The 18,873-nt window shown below is 63.1% G+C and carries 18 protein-coding genes; 7 read left to right on the plus strand and 11 right to left on the minus strand.

The genetic code is table 11. From position 1 onward, the window contains the following. Positions 1–147: 147 nt before the first annotated feature. The gene (gene rep, locus JV551A3_RS00125; RefSeq protein WP_085621535.1) at positions 148–2,157 is read left to right on the plus strand and encodes a DNA helicase Rep; all 2,010 of its coding nucleotides are present in this window, start codon (positions 148–150) and stop codon (positions 2,155–2,157) included. 64 nt (positions 2,158–2,221) lie between these two features. Then, positions 2,222–2,794: a xanthine phosphoribosyltransferase gene (locus tag JV551A3_RS00130; protein WP_133976311.1), complete on the plus strand. Its 573-nt coding sequence runs from the start codon at positions 2,222–2,224 to the stop codon at positions 2,792–2,794. Positions 2,795–2,905: 111 nt separating this feature from the next. Here JV551A3_RS00130 and JV551A3_RS00135 read toward each other — a convergent pair whose 3' ends face one another. From JV551A3_RS00135 to dadA, 5 genes are all read right to left on the minus strand, one after another. Beyond that, complete coding sequence (locus JV551A3_RS00135; protein ID WP_133976313.1) at positions 2,906–4,768, minus strand: acetyl-CoA hydrolase/transferase C-terminal domain-containing protein; 1,863 nt, start codon at positions 4,766–4,768, stop codon at positions 2,906–2,908. Between the two features lie 227 nt (positions 4,769–4,995). Then, positions 4,996–5,400 (minus strand): c-type cytochrome, encoded by a 405-nt coding sequence (locus JV551A3_RS00140; RefSeq protein WP_038408395.1) that lies wholly within the window; start codon positions 5,398–5,400, stop codon positions 4,996–4,998. 154 nt (positions 5,401–5,554) lie between these two features. Beyond that, a complete protein-coding gene (locus tag JV551A3_RS00145) occupies positions 5,555–6,103 on the minus strand; it encodes a cupin domain-containing protein (RefSeq protein ID WP_013974777.1) in 549 nt (182 codons plus the stop codon). 109 nt (positions 6,104–6,212) lie between these two features. Continuing rightward, positions 6,213–7,286, minus strand: coding sequence for an alanine racemase (gene alr, locus JV551A3_RS00150; protein WP_133976317.1), 1,074 nt, complete (start codon positions 7,284–7,286; stop codon positions 6,213–6,215). A 144-nt stretch (positions 7,287–7,430) separates the two neighbouring features. Then, positions 7,431–8,735, minus strand: a complete 1,305-nt coding sequence (gene dadA, locus JV551A3_RS00155) for a D-amino acid dehydrogenase (protein ID WP_112249918.1) — start codon at positions 8,733–8,735, stop codon at positions 7,431–7,433. Positions 8,736–8,891: 156 nt separating this feature from the next. On the opposite strand from dadA, the gene dadR reads away from it, so the two are divergent. Then, on the plus strand, positions 8,892–9,380 hold the full coding sequence (gene dadR, locus JV551A3_RS00160; protein WP_003258963.1) for a transcriptional regulator DadR: 489 nt from the start codon (positions 8,892–8,894) through the stop codon (positions 9,378–9,380). 2 nt (positions 9,381–9,382) lie between these two features. Here dadR and JV551A3_RS00165 read toward each other — a convergent pair whose 3' ends face one another. After that, positions 9,383–9,736, minus strand: coding sequence for a YkgJ family cysteine cluster protein (locus JV551A3_RS00165; protein WP_013974780.1), 354 nt, complete (start codon positions 9,734–9,736; stop codon positions 9,383–9,385). A gap of 210 nt (positions 9,737–9,946) precedes the next feature. Between JV551A3_RS00165 and JV551A3_RS00170 the strand changes: the two genes are divergently transcribed. Continuing rightward, the gene (locus tag JV551A3_RS00170; protein ID WP_133969729.1) at positions 9,947–11,239 is read left to right on the plus strand and encodes an NAD(P)/FAD-dependent oxidoreductase; all 1,293 of its coding nucleotides are present in this window, start codon (positions 9,947–9,949) and stop codon (positions 11,237–11,239) included. A 143-nt stretch (positions 11,240–11,382) separates the two neighbouring features. Here the strand turns inward: JV551A3_RS00170 and JV551A3_RS00175 are convergent, their stop codons facing one another. Continuing rightward, positions 11,383–11,613 (minus strand): DUF1127 domain-containing protein, encoded by a 231-nt coding sequence (locus JV551A3_RS00175; RefSeq protein ID WP_133969866.1) that lies wholly within the window; start codon positions 11,611–11,613, stop codon positions 11,383–11,385. A 177-nt stretch (positions 11,614–11,790) separates the two neighbouring features. On the opposite strand from JV551A3_RS00175, the gene JV551A3_RS00180 reads away from it, so the two are divergent. Together JV551A3_RS00180 and JV551A3_RS00185 are read left to right on the plus strand one after the other, a co-directional pair. Then, positions 11,791–13,221, plus strand: coding sequence for an aminotransferase-like domain-containing protein (locus JV551A3_RS00180; protein ID WP_166674199.1), 1,431 nt, complete (start codon positions 11,791–11,793; stop codon positions 13,219–13,221). A gap of 60 nt (positions 13,222–13,281) precedes the next feature. Continuing rightward, on the plus strand, positions 13,282–14,835 hold the full coding sequence (locus tag JV551A3_RS00185) for a phospholipase D family protein (protein WP_133969731.1): 1,554 nt from the start codon (positions 13,282–13,284) through the stop codon (positions 14,833–14,835). 130 nt (positions 14,836–14,965) lie between these two features. On the opposite strand, the gene JV551A3_RS00190 is transcribed toward JV551A3_RS00185, so the two are convergent. Both JV551A3_RS00190 and JV551A3_RS00195 read right to left on the minus strand, forming a co-directional pair. After that, complete coding sequence (locus JV551A3_RS00190; protein ID WP_133969732.1) at positions 14,966–16,105, minus strand: MFS transporter; 1,140 nt, start codon at positions 16,103–16,105, stop codon at positions 14,966–14,968. A 141-nt stretch (positions 16,106–16,246) separates the two neighbouring features. Further along, positions 16,247–17,740, minus strand: coding sequence for an aldehyde dehydrogenase (locus JV551A3_RS00195; protein ID WP_133969733.1), 1,494 nt, complete (start codon positions 17,738–17,740; stop codon positions 16,247–16,249). A gap of 196 nt (positions 17,741–17,936) precedes the next feature. Between JV551A3_RS00195 and JV551A3_RS00200 the strand changes: the two genes are divergently transcribed. Then, positions 17,937–18,296, plus strand: a complete 360-nt coding sequence (locus tag JV551A3_RS00200) for a cupin domain-containing protein (RefSeq protein WP_112249410.1) — start codon at positions 17,937–17,939, stop codon at positions 18,294–18,296. A gap of 169 nt (positions 18,297–18,465) precedes the next feature. On the opposite strand, the gene rpmG is transcribed toward JV551A3_RS00200, so the two are convergent. Beyond that, complete coding sequence (gene rpmG / locus JV551A3_RS00210) at positions 18,466–18,621, minus strand: 50S ribosomal protein L33 (protein ID WP_003253507.1); 156 nt, start codon at positions 18,619–18,621, stop codon at positions 18,466–18,468. 11 nt (positions 18,622–18,632) lie between these two features. After that, positions 18,633–18,869, minus strand: a complete 237-nt coding sequence (gene rpmB / locus JV551A3_RS00215; RefSeq protein WP_003253504.1) for a 50S ribosomal protein L28 — start codon at positions 18,867–18,869, stop codon at positions 18,633–18,635. Positions 18,870–18,873: the final 4 nt, after the last annotated feature.

An 18,873-nucleotide genomic window follows, 5' to 3' on the forward strand; every position in this document is an offset into this window, starting at 1 on the left:
ACGTATTTTGTCGTGCATCCTGCGCGAAACTGCGCCAGCCGGCAAATCCCGTTTACATATTTGACTCAGACGTCAGACGGTCGCGCCACAAACGCCCCATGCCTGTTAGAATGCGCGGCTATTTTCTGGCGACCCCCGGTTTCTAGCATGTCCCGACTCAATCCCCGGCAGCAGGAAGCCCGTGACTATGTCGGCGGCCCTCTTTTGGTGCTCGCCGGTGCAGGCTCGGGCAAGACCAGCGTGATCACGCGCAAGATTGCCCACCTCATCCAGAACTGCGGCATTCGTGCCCAGTACATCGTGGCGATGACCTTCACCAACAAGGCCGCACGCGAGATGAAGGAGCGGGTCGCCACCCTGCTGCGTCCGGGGGAAGGCCGTGGCCTGACAGTGTGCACCTTCCACAACCTGGGCCTGAACATTATCCGCAAGGAGCACGAGCGCCTGGGCTACAAGCCGGGTTTCTCGATCTTCGACGAGTCCGACATCAAGGCGCTGCTGTCGGACATCATGCAGAAGGAATACTCCGGCGACGACGGCATCGACGAGATCAAGAACATGATCGGTGCCTGGAAGAACGACCTGATTCTGCCCGCAGAGGCTCTGGAGAAAGCGCGCAACCCGCGCGAGCAGACCGCCGCCATCGTCTACACCCACTACCAGCGCACGCTCAAGGCGTTCAACGCGGTAGATTTCGACGATCTGATCCTGCTGCCGGTCAAGCTGTTCCAGGAGCACCCTGATGTGCTGGAGCGCTGGCAGAACCGCGTGCGCTACCTGCTGGTGGACGAATACCAGGACACCAACGCCAGCCAGTACCTGCTGGTGAAGATGCTGATCGGCATGCGCAATCAGTTCACCGTGGTGGGCGACGACGACCAGTCGATCTATGCCTGGCGTGGCGCCCGGCCAGAAAACCTCATGCTGCTCAAGGAGGACTACCCCTCCCTGAAAGTGGTGATGCTGGAACAGAACTACCGCTCGACCAGCCGCATCCTGCGCTGCGCCAACGTGCTGATCGCCAACAACCCGCACGCGTTCGAGAAACAACTGTGGAGCGAGATGGGCGTGGGCGACGAGATCCGCGTCATCCGTTGCAAGAACGAGGAAGCCGAGGCCGAACGCGTGGCCATGGAAATCCTCACCCTGCACCTGCGTACCAACCGCCCGTACAGCGACTTTGCCATCCTCTACCGCGGCAACTACCAGGCCAAGCTGATCGAACTGAAGCTGCAGCACCATCAGGTGCCGTATCGCCTGTCGGGCGGCAACAGCTTCTTCGGCCGCCAGGAGGTCAAGGACCTGATGGCCTACCTGCGCCTGCTGGTGAACCCGGACGATGACAACGCCTACCTGCGGGTGATCAACGTACCGCGCCGCGAAATCGGCTCCACCACGCTGGAAAAACTCGGCAACTACGCCACCGAGCGCGGTATTTCGATGTACGCCGCCAGTGAGGAACTGGGCCTGGGCGAGCATCTGGACGCCCGCTACACCGAGCGTTTGCAGCGCTTCAAGCATTGGCTGGACGGGGTGCGCCACAAGGTCGCCCTGGAAGACCCGATTGCCGCGCTACACGAGATGATCCGCGATATCGACTACGAGAACTGGATCCGCCAGCAGACCGCCAGCGACAAGGCAGCTGAGTTCCGCATCAGCAACGTCTGGTTCCTGGTCGAAGCGCTGAAGAACACCCTCGAGAAGGACGAAGAGGGTGACATGACCATCGAGGACGCCATCGGCAAGCTGGTGCTGCGTGACATGCTCGAGCGTCAGCAGGAAGAGGAAGAGAACGCCGAAGGTGTGCAGATGATGACCCTGCATGCCTCCAAGGGCCTGGAGTTCCCCTACGTGTTCATCATGGGCATGGAAGAGGAAATCCTCCCGCACCGCTCCAGCATCGAGGCCGACACCATCGAAGAAGAACGCCGCCTGGCCTACGTGGGCATCACCCGCGCGCGCCAGACCCTGGCCTTCACCTTCGCCGCCAAGCGCAAGCAGTACGGTGAAATCATCGACTGCACGCCCAGCCGGTTCCTCGACGAACTGCCACCGGACGACCTGGCCTGGGAAGGCCTGGACGATGCGCCGGTCGAGGTGAAGGCCGCACGGGGCAACAACGCCCTGGCCGATATCCGGGCAATGCTCAAACGCTGATCAACCATTACTCTTTAACTTTGCCGCTATTTGCGGCCACCTTTGCTACATCGAGGAAAACAAAGTGGAAGCACTGCATCAGAAGATTCGCGAAGAAGGCATCGTGCTTTCCGATCAGGTTCTCAAAGTCGACGCGTTTCTCAACCACCAGATCGATCCGGCGCTGATGCAGCTGATCGGTGACGAGTTCGCCCGCCTGTTCGCCGACGCGGGCGTGACCAAGATCGTCACCATCGAAGCCTCGGGCATTGCCCCGGCGGTGATGACTGGCCTGAAGCTGGGCGTGCCGGTGATCTTCGCGCGCAAGCACCAGTCGCTGACCCTGACCGAGAACCTGCTGACCGCCTCGGTGTACTCCTTTACCAAGCAGACCGAGAACACCGTTGCCATCTCGCCGCGTCACCTCAACAGCAGCGACCGCGTGCTGGTGATCGATGACTTCCTGGCCAACGGCAAGGCGTCGCAGGCACTGATCTCGATCATCAAGCAGGCCGGCGCCACCGTCGCCGGCCTGGGTATCGTGATCGAGAAGTCGTTCCAGGGCGGCCGTGCCGAGCTGGACAGCCAGGGCTACCGCGTTGAATCGCTGGCCCGGGTGAAGTCGCTGGAAGGTGGTGTGGTTACCTTCATCGATTAAGGCCGCTACGCGATCTCTGTGGGAGCGGGTTTACCCGCGAATGCGATGGCACATTCCCTACCGCATTCGCGGGTAAACCCGCTCCCACAGGGGGCCGATGCACCCAGGGATCTATTGGGTTGCCGCCAACCCCGCCAGCAACAACCGTTGGTAAAGCTCTTCCTTCATCCCCTGCGGCTGATCCAGCCCCATCCGCGCCAGATGCCGCTCATACCCCTCCGACCCCGGCGCATCCAGCGCTGCCTTGCCCAGCTCCAGCACCTCGCTCAGCTTGAACTTGCCCTTCAACCAGTTAAGCGCCCGCAGCAAATCCCGCTCTTCAACCGTAAAGTCCGTGCCCAGCGGATATTCCGGGAACAACCGCGAGTGACGCGCCCTGATCGCTTCCAGCCGCTGCGGCGTGTTGTCGGTAAAGCGCGCCTCCAGTTGAAAATCCCTGGCCAGTTTGCCGGCATCTTTCGCCTGCTCGATCAGCCCCTGCTGGAACCGCGAATCACACACCGCCAGCAACCGCGCAATCACCTCGCTGTCGGTCTGCCCGCGCAAATCAGCAATGCCGTACTCGGTCACCACGATATCGCGCAGGTGCCGGGGGATGGTGCAATGGCCATAGTTCCAGAACAGGTTCGAGGTCACCTCCCCACCCGCCTCACGCCAGCTGCGCAGTAGCAGGATCGAGCGTCCGCCCTCCAGCGCATGGCCCTGTGCGACGAAGTTGTACTGCCCGCCCACGCCACTGAGTACCCGGCCATCCTCCAGCTGGTCGGCCACCCCGGCGCCGAGCAGGGTCATGCCGAACACGGTGTTGATGAAACGCGCATCGCGGCGCTGGCGGCGCTTGAGGTCCTCCTGCCCATACAGCTCGTTGATGAAGCTGATACGCGTCATGGCAAACCTTGCGCGCTGTTCCAGCGGCATGTCGCGCAAGCGCTGGTAGAACGCCTGGGGGCCGAGGAAGAAACCGCCATGCAGCACTGCCATCCCCTGCTCGTCCGCCGGGCGCCGCAACAGGCCCGCTTCGGCCAGCGCCAGCAAGCCGTTGACGAACATCTCGCTGCAGCCGTACAGGCCTTGAGCGAAGGTATCCAGGCCCCCTTCCCGTTCGATCAGCGCTTGCCACGAGCCAGCACCCAGCGCGTCAAGCACGGCACGATAACCGGCGTTGTCACCCTGACGCGCCAGCAATGCGGCAGCCACCGCATCGCCCATGGCACCAATGCCGATCTGTAGCGTGCCGCCGTCGCGAACCAGGCTGCTGGCGTGCAGGCCGATGCAGTGGTCCTGAGTGTTGACCGGCATGTTCGGCGTGGAGAACAGGCGGCGTTGCTCGGCTGCATCGATCAGCAGGTCGAATGTATCGATGGGTAGCTCGGCATCACCCGGCATGTAAGGCAACTCGGCGTGCACCTGGCCGAGCATGAGGATGGTCTCGCCGGCGGCGCGGCGCTTGGCAACCATCGGCAGCAGGTCGAGGGTGATGTCGGGGTTGCAGGCCAGGCTCAGTTGCACCGGCCTCTCGGGCGTGGCGGCCACCAGCTGCGCGATCAGATTCAGGCCCTTGGCGTTGATGTCGCGTGCGGCGTGGCTGTAGTTGCTGCTGATGTAGCTCTGCTGGGCCGACGCGCTGTGCAGCAGGCTGCCGGGCTGCATGAAGAACTGTTCCACCCGGATGTTGGGTGGCAACGTGTCGTTGCGCAGGTCGGTGAGGTAGGCGAGTTCTTCGTAGTCGGCGAAAACGCGTTCGACAAAGGGTTCGAGAAAGCGCCGTTGCAAACCGTCACCCAGTGACGGGCGTCCGAGGGACAGGGCCGTGTAGATGGTCAGCTGCCGTTCGGGCAGCTCGCGGATGCGGGCGTAAAGCGCGTTGACGAAGGCGTTGGGCTTGCCCAGGCCCAGCGGCAGGCCCATGTGGATGTGGGCTGGCAGGCGTGACAGGACTTGCTCGACAGCCTGGTCGATGGAGCAGAGGTGCATCGGGGCCTCCTGAGACATCCATGGGTTCAGGGGTTGGACATGGGCTTTGGTGGGTTGGTTGCCTGTACCGGCCCTTTCGCGGCTAAAGCCGCTCCCACAGTTACAGCACAAGATTCAAGAACTGCGAGATTCCTGTGGGAGCGGCTTCAGCCGCGAAAGGGCCGGTACAGGCACCACAAAAACAAAGCCCGCCATAAACGGCGGGCCTCATGCAATTCAGCTGTTTCTCACAGCCCGGACATCTTCTTGATTGCCCCTTTCAGGTCGTCATCCGAACAGTCCGCGCAGGTGCCTTTCGGTGGCATGGCGTTGATGCCGGTAATGGCCTTGGCCAGGATGCCATCCAGGCCGCCCTGGTGGTCGGCGCGTTCCTTCCACGCCGCAGTATCGCCAATCTTCGGCGCGCCGAGCAGGCCGGAGCCATGGCAGGCATTGCAGTGCTTGGCGATGATCTCGTCCGGCGTCTTGGCACCACCGCCACCTGCGGCGGCGGCCACTTCCATGCCCTTGCACTCCTGGCCCTGGACGCACACCTGGCCGACGGGCTCCAGGCGCTTGGCGATGTCATCATTGGTCGCAGCGGTTGCGCTCATTGCCCAGAGGGCGAATACGGCTGCTGGTACGGCCAGCATCTTCTTGATTTGGTTCACGCGAACACCCTCATGGTGGCTAATCACGCTCGCGGCCACGGATCGGCGAGCGTTGAAAAGTATAGCGGGAACCCAGAGGCCGTGAAACGACCCCACACAGGAAAGGGGTATTGCCGAATCAATGCACTGCGCTGGATCAAAAGTTTGAAGGTGTCGCCGCACTGATCAGGCGCGCCGGCCGGTCGAACGGGTTACGAAAACGGTGCGGGCGGGTGCTCTCGAAGTAGTAACTGTCGCCTTCTTCAAGGATGAAGATTTCGTTGCCGACCACCAGCTCCAGGCGGCCTTCGAGCAGGATGCCGGTTTCCTCGCCGTCATGGGTAAGCATTTCGGCCCCCGTGTCGGCACCCGGTGGATACACCTCGGTGAGGAAGGCGATGGCACGGTTGGGGTGCGACTTGCCGACCAGCTTCATGGTCACGGCACCGTCGGAGATATCGATCAGCTCATGGGCCTTGTAGACGATCTGCGTGGGGCTTTCAGGTTCCAGTTCGACCGAGAAGAACTCGACCATGGACATGGGAATGCCGCTCAACACCTTGCGCAGCGAGCTGATCGACGGGCTCACGCTGTTCTTCTCGATCATCGAGATGGTGCTGTTGGTTACGCCGGCACGCTTGGCGAGTTCGCGCTGGGACAGGCCCTTGAGCTTGCGGATGGCTTGCAGTCGTTCGCCGACGTCCAAAGCTGGAGCCTCCTGAAACGGTGGAAAGGGGGGTGGATGTGAACGATATCATGGCAATGCCGTTCAGTATTTACAACACACCGCCCCTCAACCTGTCCGCTTCAGCGTGTCATTCGCCGATGTAGTCCCGCGGTACCCGCTTCAGGTTGCAAAAAATCTGGTACGGAATGGTACCCGCCTGTGCGGCCACTTCACTGGCAAGAACATGCTTGCCCCACAATTCGACCGGGCTGCCGACGGTGGCTTCCGGCACATCGGTCAGGTCGATGCTGAGCATGTCCATCGATACCCGGCCAATCAGTTGGGTGCGCTTGCCAGCGACCAGCACCGGGGTACCGTTGGGCGCCTGGCGCGGGTAACCATCGGCGTAGCCCATGGCAACGACACCAACGCGGGTTGGCCGTGGGCTGACGAACTTGGCGCCATAGCCCACCGGCTCGCCGGCAGGCAGCTCGCGCACGCTGAGCACCCGCGATTGCAGGGTCATCACCGGCTGCAGGCGCTCGGCCTCGGCCTGGGCCACTTCGAACGGCGTGGCACCGTACAGCATCAGGCCCGGGCGTACCCAGTCGCTGGGGGCCTGCGGCCAGCCCAGCACACCGGGGGAGTTGCGCAGGCTGCATTCGGCGGCCAGGCCCTGGCGGGCGGCTTCGAACACGGCGATCTGCTGGGCGGTGGCGTCGGCATCCAGTTCGTCGGCGCGAGCGAAGTGGCTCATCAGCACGATGCGCGCGACCTTGCCGCTGGCCAGCAGGCGCTGGTAGGCCTCGTGGTAGTCCTTGGGGTGCAGGCCGACGCGGTGCATGCCGCTGTCGAGCTTGAGCCAGATGGTGAGCGGCTTGTGCAGCTGGGTCTTTTCGATCGCTTCCAGCTGCCACAGCGAGTGAACCACGCACCACAGGTCGTGCTCGGCGATCAGGGCCAGTTCGCTGGCTTCGAAGAAGCCCTCCAGCAGCAGCACCGGGGCCTTGATACCGGCAGCGCGCAGCTCCAGCGCTTCTTCGATGCAGGCCACGGCAAAGCCGTCGGCTTCGGCTTCCAGGGCCAGGGCACAGCGCACGGCGCCGTGGCCGTAAGCATCGGCCTTGATCACGGCCAGGGCTTTGGCACCGGTCAGTTCACGGGCCAGACGGTAGTTGTGGCGCAGGGCCTGGAGGTCGATCAGGGCGCGGGCGGGACGCATGGCGGCTGCCTTATGGTGGTTCGGGTTGAAATCGGTGTTGGGTTCTTCGCGGCTGAAGCCGCTCCCACAGGGGACCACAAAATGTCCGGAAACATACGATCCCTGTGGGAGCGGCTTTAGCCGCGAATAGGCCGGTACAGGCTATTACTGCTGGTGAGCCGGCGCAGTCTGCCCGTGCTTGGCCACTTCCGGGCTGTTGCCATAACGGGAAATGTCCAGGCCTTCGGCACTGATCTGCGGCTTTTTGCGCGCAATCAGGTCGGCCAGCAGGCGACCGGAGCCGCACGCCATGGTCCAGCCCAAGGTACCGTGGCCGGTGTTCAGGAACAGGTTGCGGAACGCCGTGGCACCGACGATCGGCGTGCCATCCGGGGTCGCCGGGCGCAGGCCGGTCCAGAAGCTGGCCTGGCTCAGATCACCGCCGCGAGGATAAAGGTCGTTGACGATCATCTCCAGCGTTTCGCGCCGACGCGGGTTCAGCGACAGGTCAAAACCGGCAATTTCAGCCATGCCGCCGACGCGGATACGGTTGTCGAAACGGGTAATGGCAACCTTGTAGGTCTCGTCGAGAATGGTCGAGGTCGGGGCCATGTCGGCGTTGGTGATCGGCACAGTCAGCGAGTAGCCCTTCAGCGGGTACACCGGGGCCTTGATGCCCAGTGGCTTGAGCATTTGCGGCGAATAGCTGCCCAGCGCCAGCACGTAACGGTCGGCAGTTTCCAGCTTGCCGTCGATCCATACACCATTGATGCGGTCACCAGCAAAGTCCAGGCGCTGGATGTCCTGGCCGAAGCGGAACTCCACGCCCAGCTTCACGGCCATTTCGGCAAGCTTGGTAGTGAACAGCTGGCAATCGCCGGTCTGGTCGTTGGGCAGGCGCAGGGCGCCGGCCAGGATGTCCTTGACGCCAGCCAGGGCCGGTTCGACGCGGGCAATGCCGTCGCGGTCGAGCAGCTCGTAAGGCACGCCGGACTGTTCCAGCACGGCAATATCCTTGGCCGCAGCATCTACCTGAGCCTGGGTACGGAACAGCTGGGTAGTGCCCAGGCTGCGGTTTTCGTAGGCGAGACCGGTTTCGGCGCGCAGTTCGTCGAGGCAGTCACGGCTGTACTCGGACAGGCGCACCATGCGCTCCTTGTTCACCGCGTAACGGCTGGCGGTGCAGTTGCGCAGCATCTGTGCCATCCACAAGTACTGGTCGACGTCGCCGGTGAGCTTGATGGCCAGGGGCGCGTGACGCTCCAGCAGCCACTTGATGGCCTTCAGCGGCACGCCTGGGGCGGCCCAGGGCGAGGCATAGCCGGGCGAGATCTGGCCGGCGTTGGCAAAGCTGGTTTCCATGGCCACCGCTGGCTGGCGATCGACCACCGTTACTTCGAAACCTTGCCGGGCCAGATAGTAGGCACTGGCGGTTCCGATCACACCGCTACCAAGTACCAGAACTCGCATCGTTTTATCCCTCGCACGCGGCGCGCCGCAGACTTTTATTGAAATGGCATGAATGCGCGCAGTATAGGAATTTGAAGGCAGTGCAATTCACTATATAAAAGCCTATTATTGGCGAGAATTCTCGGCAAAATCGCCTTTCACGGAGGGGCATCCCCTATGAGAACCCAGCACCAGAGCAAGCGTGAACTGGACAAGATCGACCGTAACATCCTGCGTATCCTGCAGAATGACGGGCGTATTTCCTTCACCGAACTGGGCGAGAAAGTCGGGCTTTCCACCACCCCTTGCACCGAGCGGGTCCGCCGCCTGGAGCGCGAGGGCATCATCATGGGCTACAACGCCCGCCTGAACCCGCAGCACCTCAAGGGCAGCCTGCTGGTATTCGTGGAAATCAGCCTGGACTACAAATCGGGCGACACCTTCGAGGAGTTCCGCCGCGCAGTGCTGAAACTGCCCCACGTGCTGGAATGCCACCTGGTTTCAGGCGACTTCGACTACCTGGTGAAAGCGCGCATTTCCGAGATGGCCTCGTACCGCAAGCTGCTCGGCGACATCCTTCTGAAGCTGCCGCATGTGCGCGAATCGAAGAGCTACATCGTGATGGAAGAGGTGAAGGAGAGCCTTTGCCTGCCGATCCCGGACTGAAGTCAGACCAGCACCTGGCGGGTGGTGGCAATGAACTGGTGGACCAGCTGCTCGGCAGCGGGCTCGATCATCTGTTCAGGGCCACGACCACGCGGGCAGGCCAGACGCGGCGTGGTGCCGAACAGGCGGCAGATCATCGGGCGCTCTTCATACACCGTGCAGCCGTTGGGGCCCAGGTGCACACAGTCCAGGCGCTCCAGAGCGGCGTCCTGCTCGGCCTGGGACTTGCGTGGCAGGCGGGCCATTTCTTCCGCCGAAGTGGTGACCGGGCCGCAGCAGTCGTGGCAGCCGGGCTCGCACTCGAAGGAAGGGATGAGTTCGCGCAGGAAGTGGATCTTGTGGCGGTTGCAGGACATGGCTGGGTACAAAACTAGGAAATTGGCCAGATTATAGGCCCATTCGCGGGCTTGCCCGCTCCCACAGGTAACCCACCCATCTCAAAATTGTGGAGCACCTGTGGGAGCGGGCAAGCCCGCGAACGAGGGCGCCGCCCTCGCCTTGTTGCCCACCACCCTACCCCGGCTTATCCTCCTCCCTCTCAGCCCACCAGCCTCAGGACCTGCCCAATGATCCACAGCGCGCAGCACGCCGCCTCCTATTACGCCGCCAGCAGCGCGCCACACCCCGACCACTCCTTCCTGCAAGGCGAGCACAGCGCCGATGTGTGCATCGTCGGCGGTGGCTACTCAGGCCTGAATACCGCCATCGAACTGGCCGAACGCGGCTTCTCGGTCATCCTGCTGGAAGCGCGCAAGCTCGGTTGGGGCGCCAGCGGGCGCAATGGCGGCCAGCTGATCCGCGGCGTCGGCCACGGCCTGGAGCAATTTCTCCCGGTCATCGGCGAGGAAGGCGTGCGCAGCCTGAAGCTGATGGGCCTGGAAGCCGTGCAGATCGTCCGCGAGCGGGTCGAAAGGCATGCCATCGCCTGCGACCTGACCTGGGGTTACTGTGATCTGGCCAACAAACCCGCCGAACTGCTGGGCTTTGCGGAGGATGCCGAGGAACTGCGCAGCCTCGGCTACGCACATGAATTGCGCCTGGTCGGCAAGGACGATATCCACAGCGTGGTCGGTGCCGACTGCTATGTCGGTGGGCTGGTCGACATGGGCTCCGGTCATCTGCACCCGCTCAACCTGGCCCTGGGTGAGGCTGCCGTGGCCAGCCGCCTGGGCGTGAAGCTGTTCGAGCAGTCCGAGGTAACACGCATCGACTACGGCCCGGAAGTACAGGTGCACACCGCCCAAGGGCGCGTCCGGGCCAAGACCCTGGTGCTGTGCTGCAATGCCTACCATAACGACCTCAACCGCGAGCTGGGCGGCAAGGTGCTGCCAGCCGGCAGCTACATCATCGCCACCGAGCCGCTGGGCGAGGAACGCGCCCGCGCGCTGCTACCGCAGAACATGGCAGTGTGTGACCAGCGTGTCGCGCTGGATTACTACCGCCTCTCTGCCGACAACCGCCTGCTGTTCGGCGGTGCCTGCCATTACTCGGGCCGCGATCCGAAGGACATTGCCGCCTACATGCGGCCGAAGATGCTCAAGGTGTTCCCGCAGCTGGCCGACGTACGCATCGACTACCAGTGGGGCGGCATGATCGGCATCGGCGCCAACCGCCTGCCGCAGGTTGGCCGCCTGGCCAGCCAGCCGAACGTGTATTACGCCCAGGCCTACTCCGGCCATGGGCTCAACGCCACCCACCTGGCGGCGCGCTTGCTGGGCGAGGCTATCAGCGGCCAGGAAAGCGGGCGGTTCGACCTGTTCGCCAAAGTGCCGCACATCACTTTCCCCGGGGGCAAGCACCTGCGCTCGCCGCTGCTGGCGTTGGGGATGCTGTGGCATCGCCTGAAAGAGCTGATCTGAAAGCAAGCACTGCCTCATGTGGGAGCGGCCTTGTGTCGCGAAAGGGGTGCGAAGCAGCCCCAGCAATTCATGCAGTTGTGCAAATATCCTGGGGCCGCTGTGCGGCCCTTTCGCGACACAAGGCCGCTCCCACAACAATCGCATCAGTCCTTCCAGAAAGGCTTTTGTCCTTCAAGGCGGGCCTGCTCCCAGCTCAGTCCGACATCGCGCAACTCATCGTCAGTCAGCTGCAACAACGCCCTGCGGGTGTGCCAGCGATGCAGCATCAGCCCCCAACGCCCCAACCCTTCCGGCGCGTTGAACACCTTGGCCTGCTGCCCGGCTTCCAGTTCCCTGGCCAACAGTTGCAAGCGCACATCGCTCATGCCACCCATCGCTGCGTTCTCCATTCGATTGATACCGTGGAGAAAGCATGCGCGTCGACAGCACCGGCAATACAGATCCAATACAGCCTTATTATTCCCATACAGAATTGGCCGTAGAGAGACTGAATGCTGTATTTTCCAAGCAACTGTACCGGTCGCTACCCTACTGCAGGGCAGGAGTATGCCGTGACCCTTTATCTGAACCTCGCCGAGTTGCTCGGTGCCCGCATCGAGCAGGGCCTCTATCGCCCCGGCCAGCGCCTGCCGTCAGTGCGCGCCCTGAGTGTGGAGCACGGGGTCAGCCTGAGCACCGTGCAACAGGCCTACCGCATGCTGGAAGATAGCGGCATGGTCTCGCCCCGGCCCAAGTCCGGTTACTTCGTCAGCGACCACCGCCAGCTGCCGGCACTGCCCGCTGTCAGCCGCCCGGCCCAACGCCCGGTGGACATCTCGCAGTGGGAACAGGTGCTGGAACTGATACGCAGCACCCCGCGCCAGGATGTGGTGCAACTCGGCCGTGGCATGCCCGACATCGATAGCCCCACGCTCAAGCCACTGCTGCGCAGCCTCGCCCAGCTGAGCCGGCGGCAAGACATGCCTGGCCTGTACTACGACAACATCCACGGCAACCTGGCCCTGCGCGAACAGGTGGCCCGGCTGATGCTTGACTCCGGCTGCCGCCTGAGCCCGGCCGACCTGGTAATTACCACCGGCTGCCATGAGGCACTGTCATGCAGCATCCGCGCGGTGTGCGAGCCGGGCGATATCGTCGCGGTCGATTCCCCAAGCTTCCACGGCGCCATGCAGACCCTGAAGGGCCTGGGCATGAAAGCCCTGGAAATCCCCACCGACCCGGTCACCGGCATCAGCCTGGAGGCGCTTGAGCTGGCCCTGGAGCAGTGGCCGATCAAGCTCATCCAGATCACCCCCAGCTGCAACAACCCGCTCGGCTACATCATGCCCGAGGCCCGCAAGAAGGCGCTGCTGGGCCTGGCCCAGCGCTACGATGTGGCCATCCTGGAAGACGATGTTTATGGCGACCTTGCCTATACCTACCCGCGCCCGCGCACACTCAAGTCGTTCGACGACGATGGTCGTGTGCTGCTTTGCAGCTCGTTCTCCAAGACCCTCGCCCCCGGCCTGCGGATAGGCTGGGTAGCGCCCGGGCGCTACCTGGAGCGGGTGCTGCACATGAAATACATCAGCACCGGCAGCACGGCCAGCCAGCCGCAGCTGGCCATCGCCGACTTCATCGCTGGCGGGCACTACCAGCCCCACGTACGGCGCATGCGCAGCCAGTACCAGCGTGGTCGCGACCTGATGAGCGACTGGGTGACCCGCTACTTCCCGGCGGGCACCCGGGTCAGCCGGCCCCAGGGCGGCTTCATGCTGTGGGTGGAATTGCCTGAACATTTCGATACGCTGCGGCTGAACCGCGCTTTACTGGAAGAAGGCGTGCAGGTTGCCGTGGGCAGCATCTTTTCGGCCTCGGGCAAATTCCGCCACTGCCTGCGCATGAACTTTGCCGCGCGGCCAACGCCACAGATCGAAGCTGCCGTGCGCAAGGTGGGTGAAACCGCCCTTCGTCTACTGGATGAAGAAAACGCCGGCGCGTAACTTTGCGCCGCCTATCACGGTCCAATCCTTCAAGCCTTCGTTGCACAGGACGATCTACCCTTGAGACTCCAGCGAGCCCTGCCTCTGCTGCTGGTGCTGCTGCTCGGCCTTGCCGGCTGTGCCAGCGTCGGCACGCCCCGCGAGACCAGCCAGGCGCTACCCGCCAACGACTCGGCCTTCGGCCGCTCGGTACTGCGCCAGGCCGCGCCCTACGGCGGCCGCTCGGGCTTTCGCCTGTTGCCCAACAGCAACGAGGCGTTCCGCGCCCGCGCCGAACTGATCCGCAATGCTCAAGCGAGCATCGACCTGCAGTACTACATCGTCCACGATGGCCTCAGCACCCGTGCCCTGGTGCATGAGCTGCTGCGCGCCGCCGACCGCGGCGTGCGCGTGCGCATCCTGCTCGACGACACCACCAGCGACGGCTTGGACGTCATCATGGGCACTCTCGATGCCCACCCGAACATCCACATCCGCGTGTTCAACCCGCTGCACCTGGGCCGCAGCACCGGCGTGACACGCGCCGTGGGCCGCCTGTTCAACCTGTCGCGCCAGCATCGGCGCATGCACAACAAGCTGTTCCTGGTGGACAACAGCATGGCCATCGTCGGCGGGCGCAACCTGGGCGATGAGTATTTCGATGCCGAACCCAACCTGAACTTCACCGACATCGACCTGCTAGGGGTAGGCCCGATAGCCGAGCAGTTGGGGCACAGCTTCGACCAGTACTGGAATAGCGCCCTCAGCCGACCTATCACCGACTTCCTCTGGCACGACCCGGATGCCAGCGACCTGCGCGCCAGCCGCCACCGCCTGGAAGTGTCGCTGGCCGAGGCCAGGATCCAGCGCAAAGCCCTGTATGACCGGTTGATGGCCTACCAGTCGCAGCCGCGCCTGGATGTGTGGCGCAACGAGCTGATCTGGGCCCATGCCCAGGCGTTGTGGGATGCGCCGAGCAAAGTGCTGGCTGACGACGAACCGGAACCGCAACTGCTGCTGAGCCACCAACTGGCGCCGGACCTGGCCAGCGTGCAGAGCGAGCTGATCCTGATGTCGGCCTACTTCGTGCCGCGCGAGCCGGGCCTGCTGTACCTGACCGGCCGCGCCGATGCCGGCACTTCGGTGAAGCTGCTGACCAACTCGCTCGAAGCCACCGACGTGCCGGCAGTGCATGGCGGCTATGCGCCCTATCGCCGGGCCTTGCTCGAGCACGGCGTGCAACTGTACGAGCTTCGCCGCCAGCCAGGCGACCCCAGCGCCGGGCGCTTGAGTTATCACGGCAGCTCGGATTCGAGCCTGCATACCAAGGCGATCGTATTCGACCGGCGCAAGACATTCATCGGCTCATTCAACTTCGACCCGCGTTCGGTGCTGTGGAATACCGAGGTTGGCGTACTGGTGGATAGCCCGGAGCTGGCCGAATACACCCGCGAGCTGGCCCAGCAGGGTATGGCGCCTGCATTGAGCTATCAGGTGAAGCTGGTGGGTGACCAGATGGTGTGGGCGACCGAGGACAATGGCCACCGGCACATGCTGACCGCCGAGCCTGGTGGGATATGGCGGCGGTTCAACGCCTGGATCAGCAAGGCGGTTGGTTTGGAGAAGATGTTGTAGCCGCAATTGCTGGGGGCGCTCTGCGCCCCTTTCGCGACGCAAGGCCGCTCCCACAAAGGTGCAGCGTACGCAGTCCAAAATGTGGGAGCTGGCTTGCCGGCGATGGGCCGCAGAGCGGCCCCACAATCCATCAGGCAGAAACCGGCTCGAAGGCCCCACGCCGCCGGGTCAACACCACCAAGCCCGCCGCGCCCACCGCCATCAGCAACGGCAACGCATGCCCGCTGATCCATTGGCTGCCTGCCCCCGCCAGCAATGGCCCGAGCAAGCAGCCAATACCCCACAGCTGCGCCACATGAGCGTTGGCCCGCACCAGCGCGTCATCCCGGTAGCGCTCACCAATAAGCACCAGCGACAAGGTGAACAAGCCCCCCGCACTGGCCCCGAACAGCACCCACAACGGCCAGATCGCTGGTGTATGCAGCAGCAGTGGAATCGCCAGGCTGGACACCAGCAGCGTTACCGCGCAGCCGGTGAACAGAGAACGTCGCGACATGTGGTCGGCCAGCGCGCCGATGGGCAGCTGCAGCACCGCATCGCCCACCACCACGGTACTGACCATGAACAGGGCGACCTCGGTGCTGAAGCCCTGCTGCAGACAATACACCGGCAACAAGGTCAGGATCATCGCCTCGAACGAGGCGAACAGGGCAATGGCCCAGGCGATTACGGGCAAGCGCCGGCAGAAGGCGAACAGGTCGCCGAAGGTGACGCTGCAGGCCTCTGTGCTGGGTGCCCCGCCACGGCCGAGGAGAATCAGCGGTGCCACCAGCAACAAGCCGGTAGCGGCCCAGAAGCCGAAGTCGTCATCCGAACCGAGAAAGCCCAGCACCAGCGGCCCGGCCAGCTGGCTGAGGGCATAGCTGCTGCCGTACAGCGCCACCAGGCGACCACGCCATTGCTCCACCACCAGCTGGTTGATCCAGCTTTCGCCGAGTATGAACACCACAGTCAGCGACATGCCGATCAGCAACCGCAGCAGCAACCACAATGGGTAGCTGGGCAGCAGTGCGACCAGGCCGATCGACAGCGCCCCGCCCCACAGGCACAGGCGCATGGCCGAGGGCACGCCAACCCAGCCGGCCAGGCGGCTGGCCAGGCTGGCACCTACCAGCACGCCCAGCGCCGGCATCGCAGCCATCACACCGATGGCGAAGCTGCCGTAGCCCCAGGCCTCCAGGCGCAGGGATACCAGCGGCATGCTCACGCCGAGTGCCAATCCGACACTGAGCACCGATGCCAGTACGGCGAAGTAGGTACCCCAACGCATTGCAGCCTCCCAGGCCAAGAATTTTCCATGGCCATTCGCGGGTAAACCCGCTCCCACAGGTACTGCACCGCCCTTGAGAGCGGTGCAGTACCTGTGGGAGCGGGTTTACCCGCGAATGGGCCGCAAAGCGGCCCCCCGGGATTACAGCTTGATCCAGGTCGCCTTCAGCTCGGTGTACTTCTCCAGCGCATGCAGCGACTTGTCACGGCCGTTGCCCGACTGCTTGAAGCCACCGAACGGCGCGGTCATGTCGCCGCCGTCGTACTGGTTGACCCAGACGCTGCCAGCGCGCACGGCACGGGCGGTCTTGTGGGCCTTGGAGATGTCCGAGGTCCAGATGCCAGCGGCCAGGCCATACGGCGTGTCGTTGGCAATGGCGACGGCTTCTTCGGCGGTATCGAAGGCGATCACCGACAACACCGGGCCAAAGATTTCTTCCTGGGCAATACGCATGGCATTGGTTACGCCGTCAAAGATGGTCGGCTCGACATAGGTGCCACCGGTTTCTTCCAGGGTGCGCTTGCCGCCGGCCAGCAGCTTGGCGCCGTCCTTGTGGCCAGCCTCGATGTACGACAACACGGTGTTCATCTGCTGAGTGTCCACCAGCGCACCGACAGTGGTCTGCGGGTCCAGCGGGTTGCCTGGTTTCCAACCTTTCAGGGCCTCGACCACCATCGGCAGGAACTTGTCCTTGATCGAACGCTCGACCAGCAGGCGCGAACCGGCAGTGCACACTTCGCCCTGGTTGAAGGCGATGGCGCTGGCGGCAGCTTCGGCGGCGGCTTGCAGGTCCGGAGCGTCGGCGAAGACGATGTTCGGGCTCTTGCCACCGGCTTCCAGCCAGATGCGCTTCATGTTCGATTCGCCCGCGTAAACCATCAGCTGCTTGGCGATCTTGGTCGAACCGGTGAATACCAGGGTGTCGACGTCCATGTGCAGGGCCAGGGCCTTGCCCACGGTGTGGCCGTAGCCTGGCAGCACGTTCAGCACGCCAGCCGGGATACCGGCTTCGATAGCCAGCTGGGCGATGCGAATGGCAGTCAGCGGCGATTTTTCGGACGGTTTGAGCACTACCGAGTTACCGGTGGCCAGGGCTGGGCCGAGCTTCCAGCAGGCCATCAGCAGCGGGAAGTTCCACGGTACGATGGCACCTACCACACCCACTGGTTCGCGGGTAACCAGGCCAAGCTGGTCGTGCGGGGTCGGAGCGACTTCGTCATAGACCTTGTCGATGGCTTCGGCAGTCCAGTGAATGGCTTGCGCCGCACCTGGGATGTCGATGCTGGAGGAGTCGCCGATCGGCTTGCCCATGTCCAGGGTTTCCAGCAGCGCCAGCTGTTCTACGTTCTTGCGCAGCAGGTCGGCGAAGCGGATCAGCTTGGCTTTGCGCTTGGCCGGGGCCAGCTGCGACCAAACGCCGGAGTTGAAGGTGGCACGGGCATTTTCCACAGCGCGGTTGGCATCGGCCAGGTCGCAGCTGGCAACCTTGGCCAGGAAGCGTCCGTCGACCGGGCTCAGGCACTCGAAGGTTTCACCGGATGCGGCATCGGTGTATTCGCCGTTGATGAAGGCACGGCCTTCGATCTTCAGTTGCTGGGCACGTTGTTCCCAGTCCGCACGAGTCAGGGTGGTCATACGAAACTCCTCCTCTTGTTTAGGTGCAACGCCGCACTGAGGACTCACAGGCGTTGTCAGAATTCTGGCCGGGCGACGAGCGCACACTGGCAAGCGATACCCTAAACCAGCCCGGGTAAACTATCAATATATTTGACACAGAAGGCTCAAAAGCCTACTGATGTGCATTTTATTAAACAACAACAGGAGCCGAACCATGAGTATCGCCAGCATCATCGACTTCGCGCAGGTCATCACCGAGGCCGAACGCTACCGCCCGGCGGCGGAAAAAATCCTCAAGGGTGAGCCTGATCAGGCGGTCTACAACCATTATTCCAGCCCGTGCGGGCAGTTTGCTGCAGGCGTGTGGGAAGGTGAGGTGGGGCAGTGGACGGTGAACTACACCGAGCATGAATACTGCGAGATCGTCCAGGGCGTTTCGGTGCTGCGGGACCAGGATGGCGGAGCCAAGACCCTGCGTGCCGGTGATCGGTTTGTCATCCCGGCCGGCTTCAAGGGCACCTGGGAGGTGCTGGAGCCTTGCCGCAAGATTTATGTGATGTTCGAGCAGAAATGATCTGAGGCTGTGCCGGCCTCTTCGCGGGCTTGCCCGCTCCCACAGGTACATCACAGCCCTGAGAGCAGTGAGATCCCTGTGGGAGCGGGCAAGCCCGCGAAGAGGCCCGAGCAGGCATAAAAAAACCCGCGTCCTTTCGGATGCGGGTTTTTTTCAGGTCGCCGATCAATTACTTGATCTTGGCTTCCTTGTACACCACGTGCTTGCGAACAACCGGATCATATTTCTTGATCTCGATTTTGTCCGGAGTGGTGCGCTTGTTCTTGTCGGTGGTGTAGAAGTGGCCGGTACCGGCACTCGAAACCAGACGGATCAATTCACGCATGATGTTCTCCCTTAAACCTTGGCGCCAGCTTTACGGATGTCAACCAGAACGGCGTCGATGCCGCGCTTGTCGATGATACGCATGCCTTTGGCGGAAACGCGCAGACGCACGAAACGCTTCTCGGATTCAACCCAGAAACGGTGGTGCTGCAGGTTCGGCAGGAAACGACGACGGGTTTTGTTGTTTGCGTGGGAAATGTTGTTCCCGGTTACTGGACCCTTACCAGTAACTTGACAGACTCTCGACATGACT

It is taken from the genome of Pseudomonas inefficax, from assembly GCF_900277125.1.
GTDB classification, from domain to species: Bacteria; Pseudomonadota; Gammaproteobacteria; order Pseudomonadales; family Pseudomonadaceae; genus Aquipseudomonas; species Aquipseudomonas inefficax.

Excerpts from the sequence above, each read along its gene's own strand:
- rep (WP_085621535.1), top strand. The coding sequence starts at position 148 with ATGTCCCGACTCAATCCCCGGCAGCAGGAAGCCCGTGACTATGTCGGC.
- JV551A3_RS00135 (WP_133976313.1), bottom strand. The coding sequence starts at position 4,768 with ATGCACCTCTGCTCCATCGACCAGGCTGTCGAGCAAGTCCTGTCACGC.
- JV551A3_RS00140 (WP_038408395.1), bottom strand. The coding sequence starts at position 5,400 with ATGCTGGCCGTACCAGCAGCCGTATTCGCCCTCTGGGCAATGAGCGCA.
- alr (WP_133976317.1), bottom strand. The coding sequence starts at position 7,286 with ATGCGTCCCGCCCGCGCCCTGATCGACCTCCAGGCCCTGCGCCACAAC.
- dadA (WP_112249918.1), bottom strand. The coding sequence starts at position 8,735 with ATGCGAGTTCTGGTACTTGGTAGCGGTGTGATCGGAACCGCCAGTGCC.
- dadR (WP_003258963.1), top strand. The coding sequence starts at position 8,892 with ATGAGAACCCAGCACCAGAGCAAGCGTGAACTGGACAAGATCGACCGT.
- JV551A3_RS00165 (WP_013974780.1), bottom strand. The coding sequence starts at position 9,736 with ATGTCCTGCAACCGCCACAAGATCCACTTCCTGCGCGAACTCATCCCT.
- JV551A3_RS00170 (WP_133969729.1), top strand. The coding sequence starts at position 9,947 with ATGATCCACAGCGCGCAGCACGCCGCCTCCTATTACGCCGCCAGCAGC.
- JV551A3_RS00175 (WP_133969866.1), bottom strand. The coding sequence starts at position 11,613 with ATGGGTGGCATGAGCGATGTGCGCTTGCAACTGTTGGCCAGGGAACTG.
- JV551A3_RS00190 (WP_133969732.1), bottom strand. The coding sequence starts at position 16,105 with ATGCGTTGGGGTACCTACTTCGCCGTACTGGCATCGGTGCTCAGTGTC.
- JV551A3_RS00195 (WP_133969733.1), bottom strand. The coding sequence starts at position 17,740 with ATGACCACCCTGACTCGTGCGGACTGGGAACAACGTGCCCAGCAACTG.
- JV551A3_RS00200 (WP_112249410.1), top strand. The coding sequence starts at position 17,937 with ATGAGTATCGCCAGCATCATCGACTTCGCGCAGGTCATCACCGAGGCC.
- rpmG (WP_003253507.1), bottom strand. The coding sequence starts at position 18,621 with ATGCGTGAATTGATCCGTCTGGTTTCGAGTGCCGGTACCGGCCACTTC.
- rpmB (WP_003253504.1), bottom strand. The coding sequence starts at position 18,869 with ATGTCGAGAGTCTGTCAAGTTACTGGTAAGGGTCCAGTAACCGGGAAC.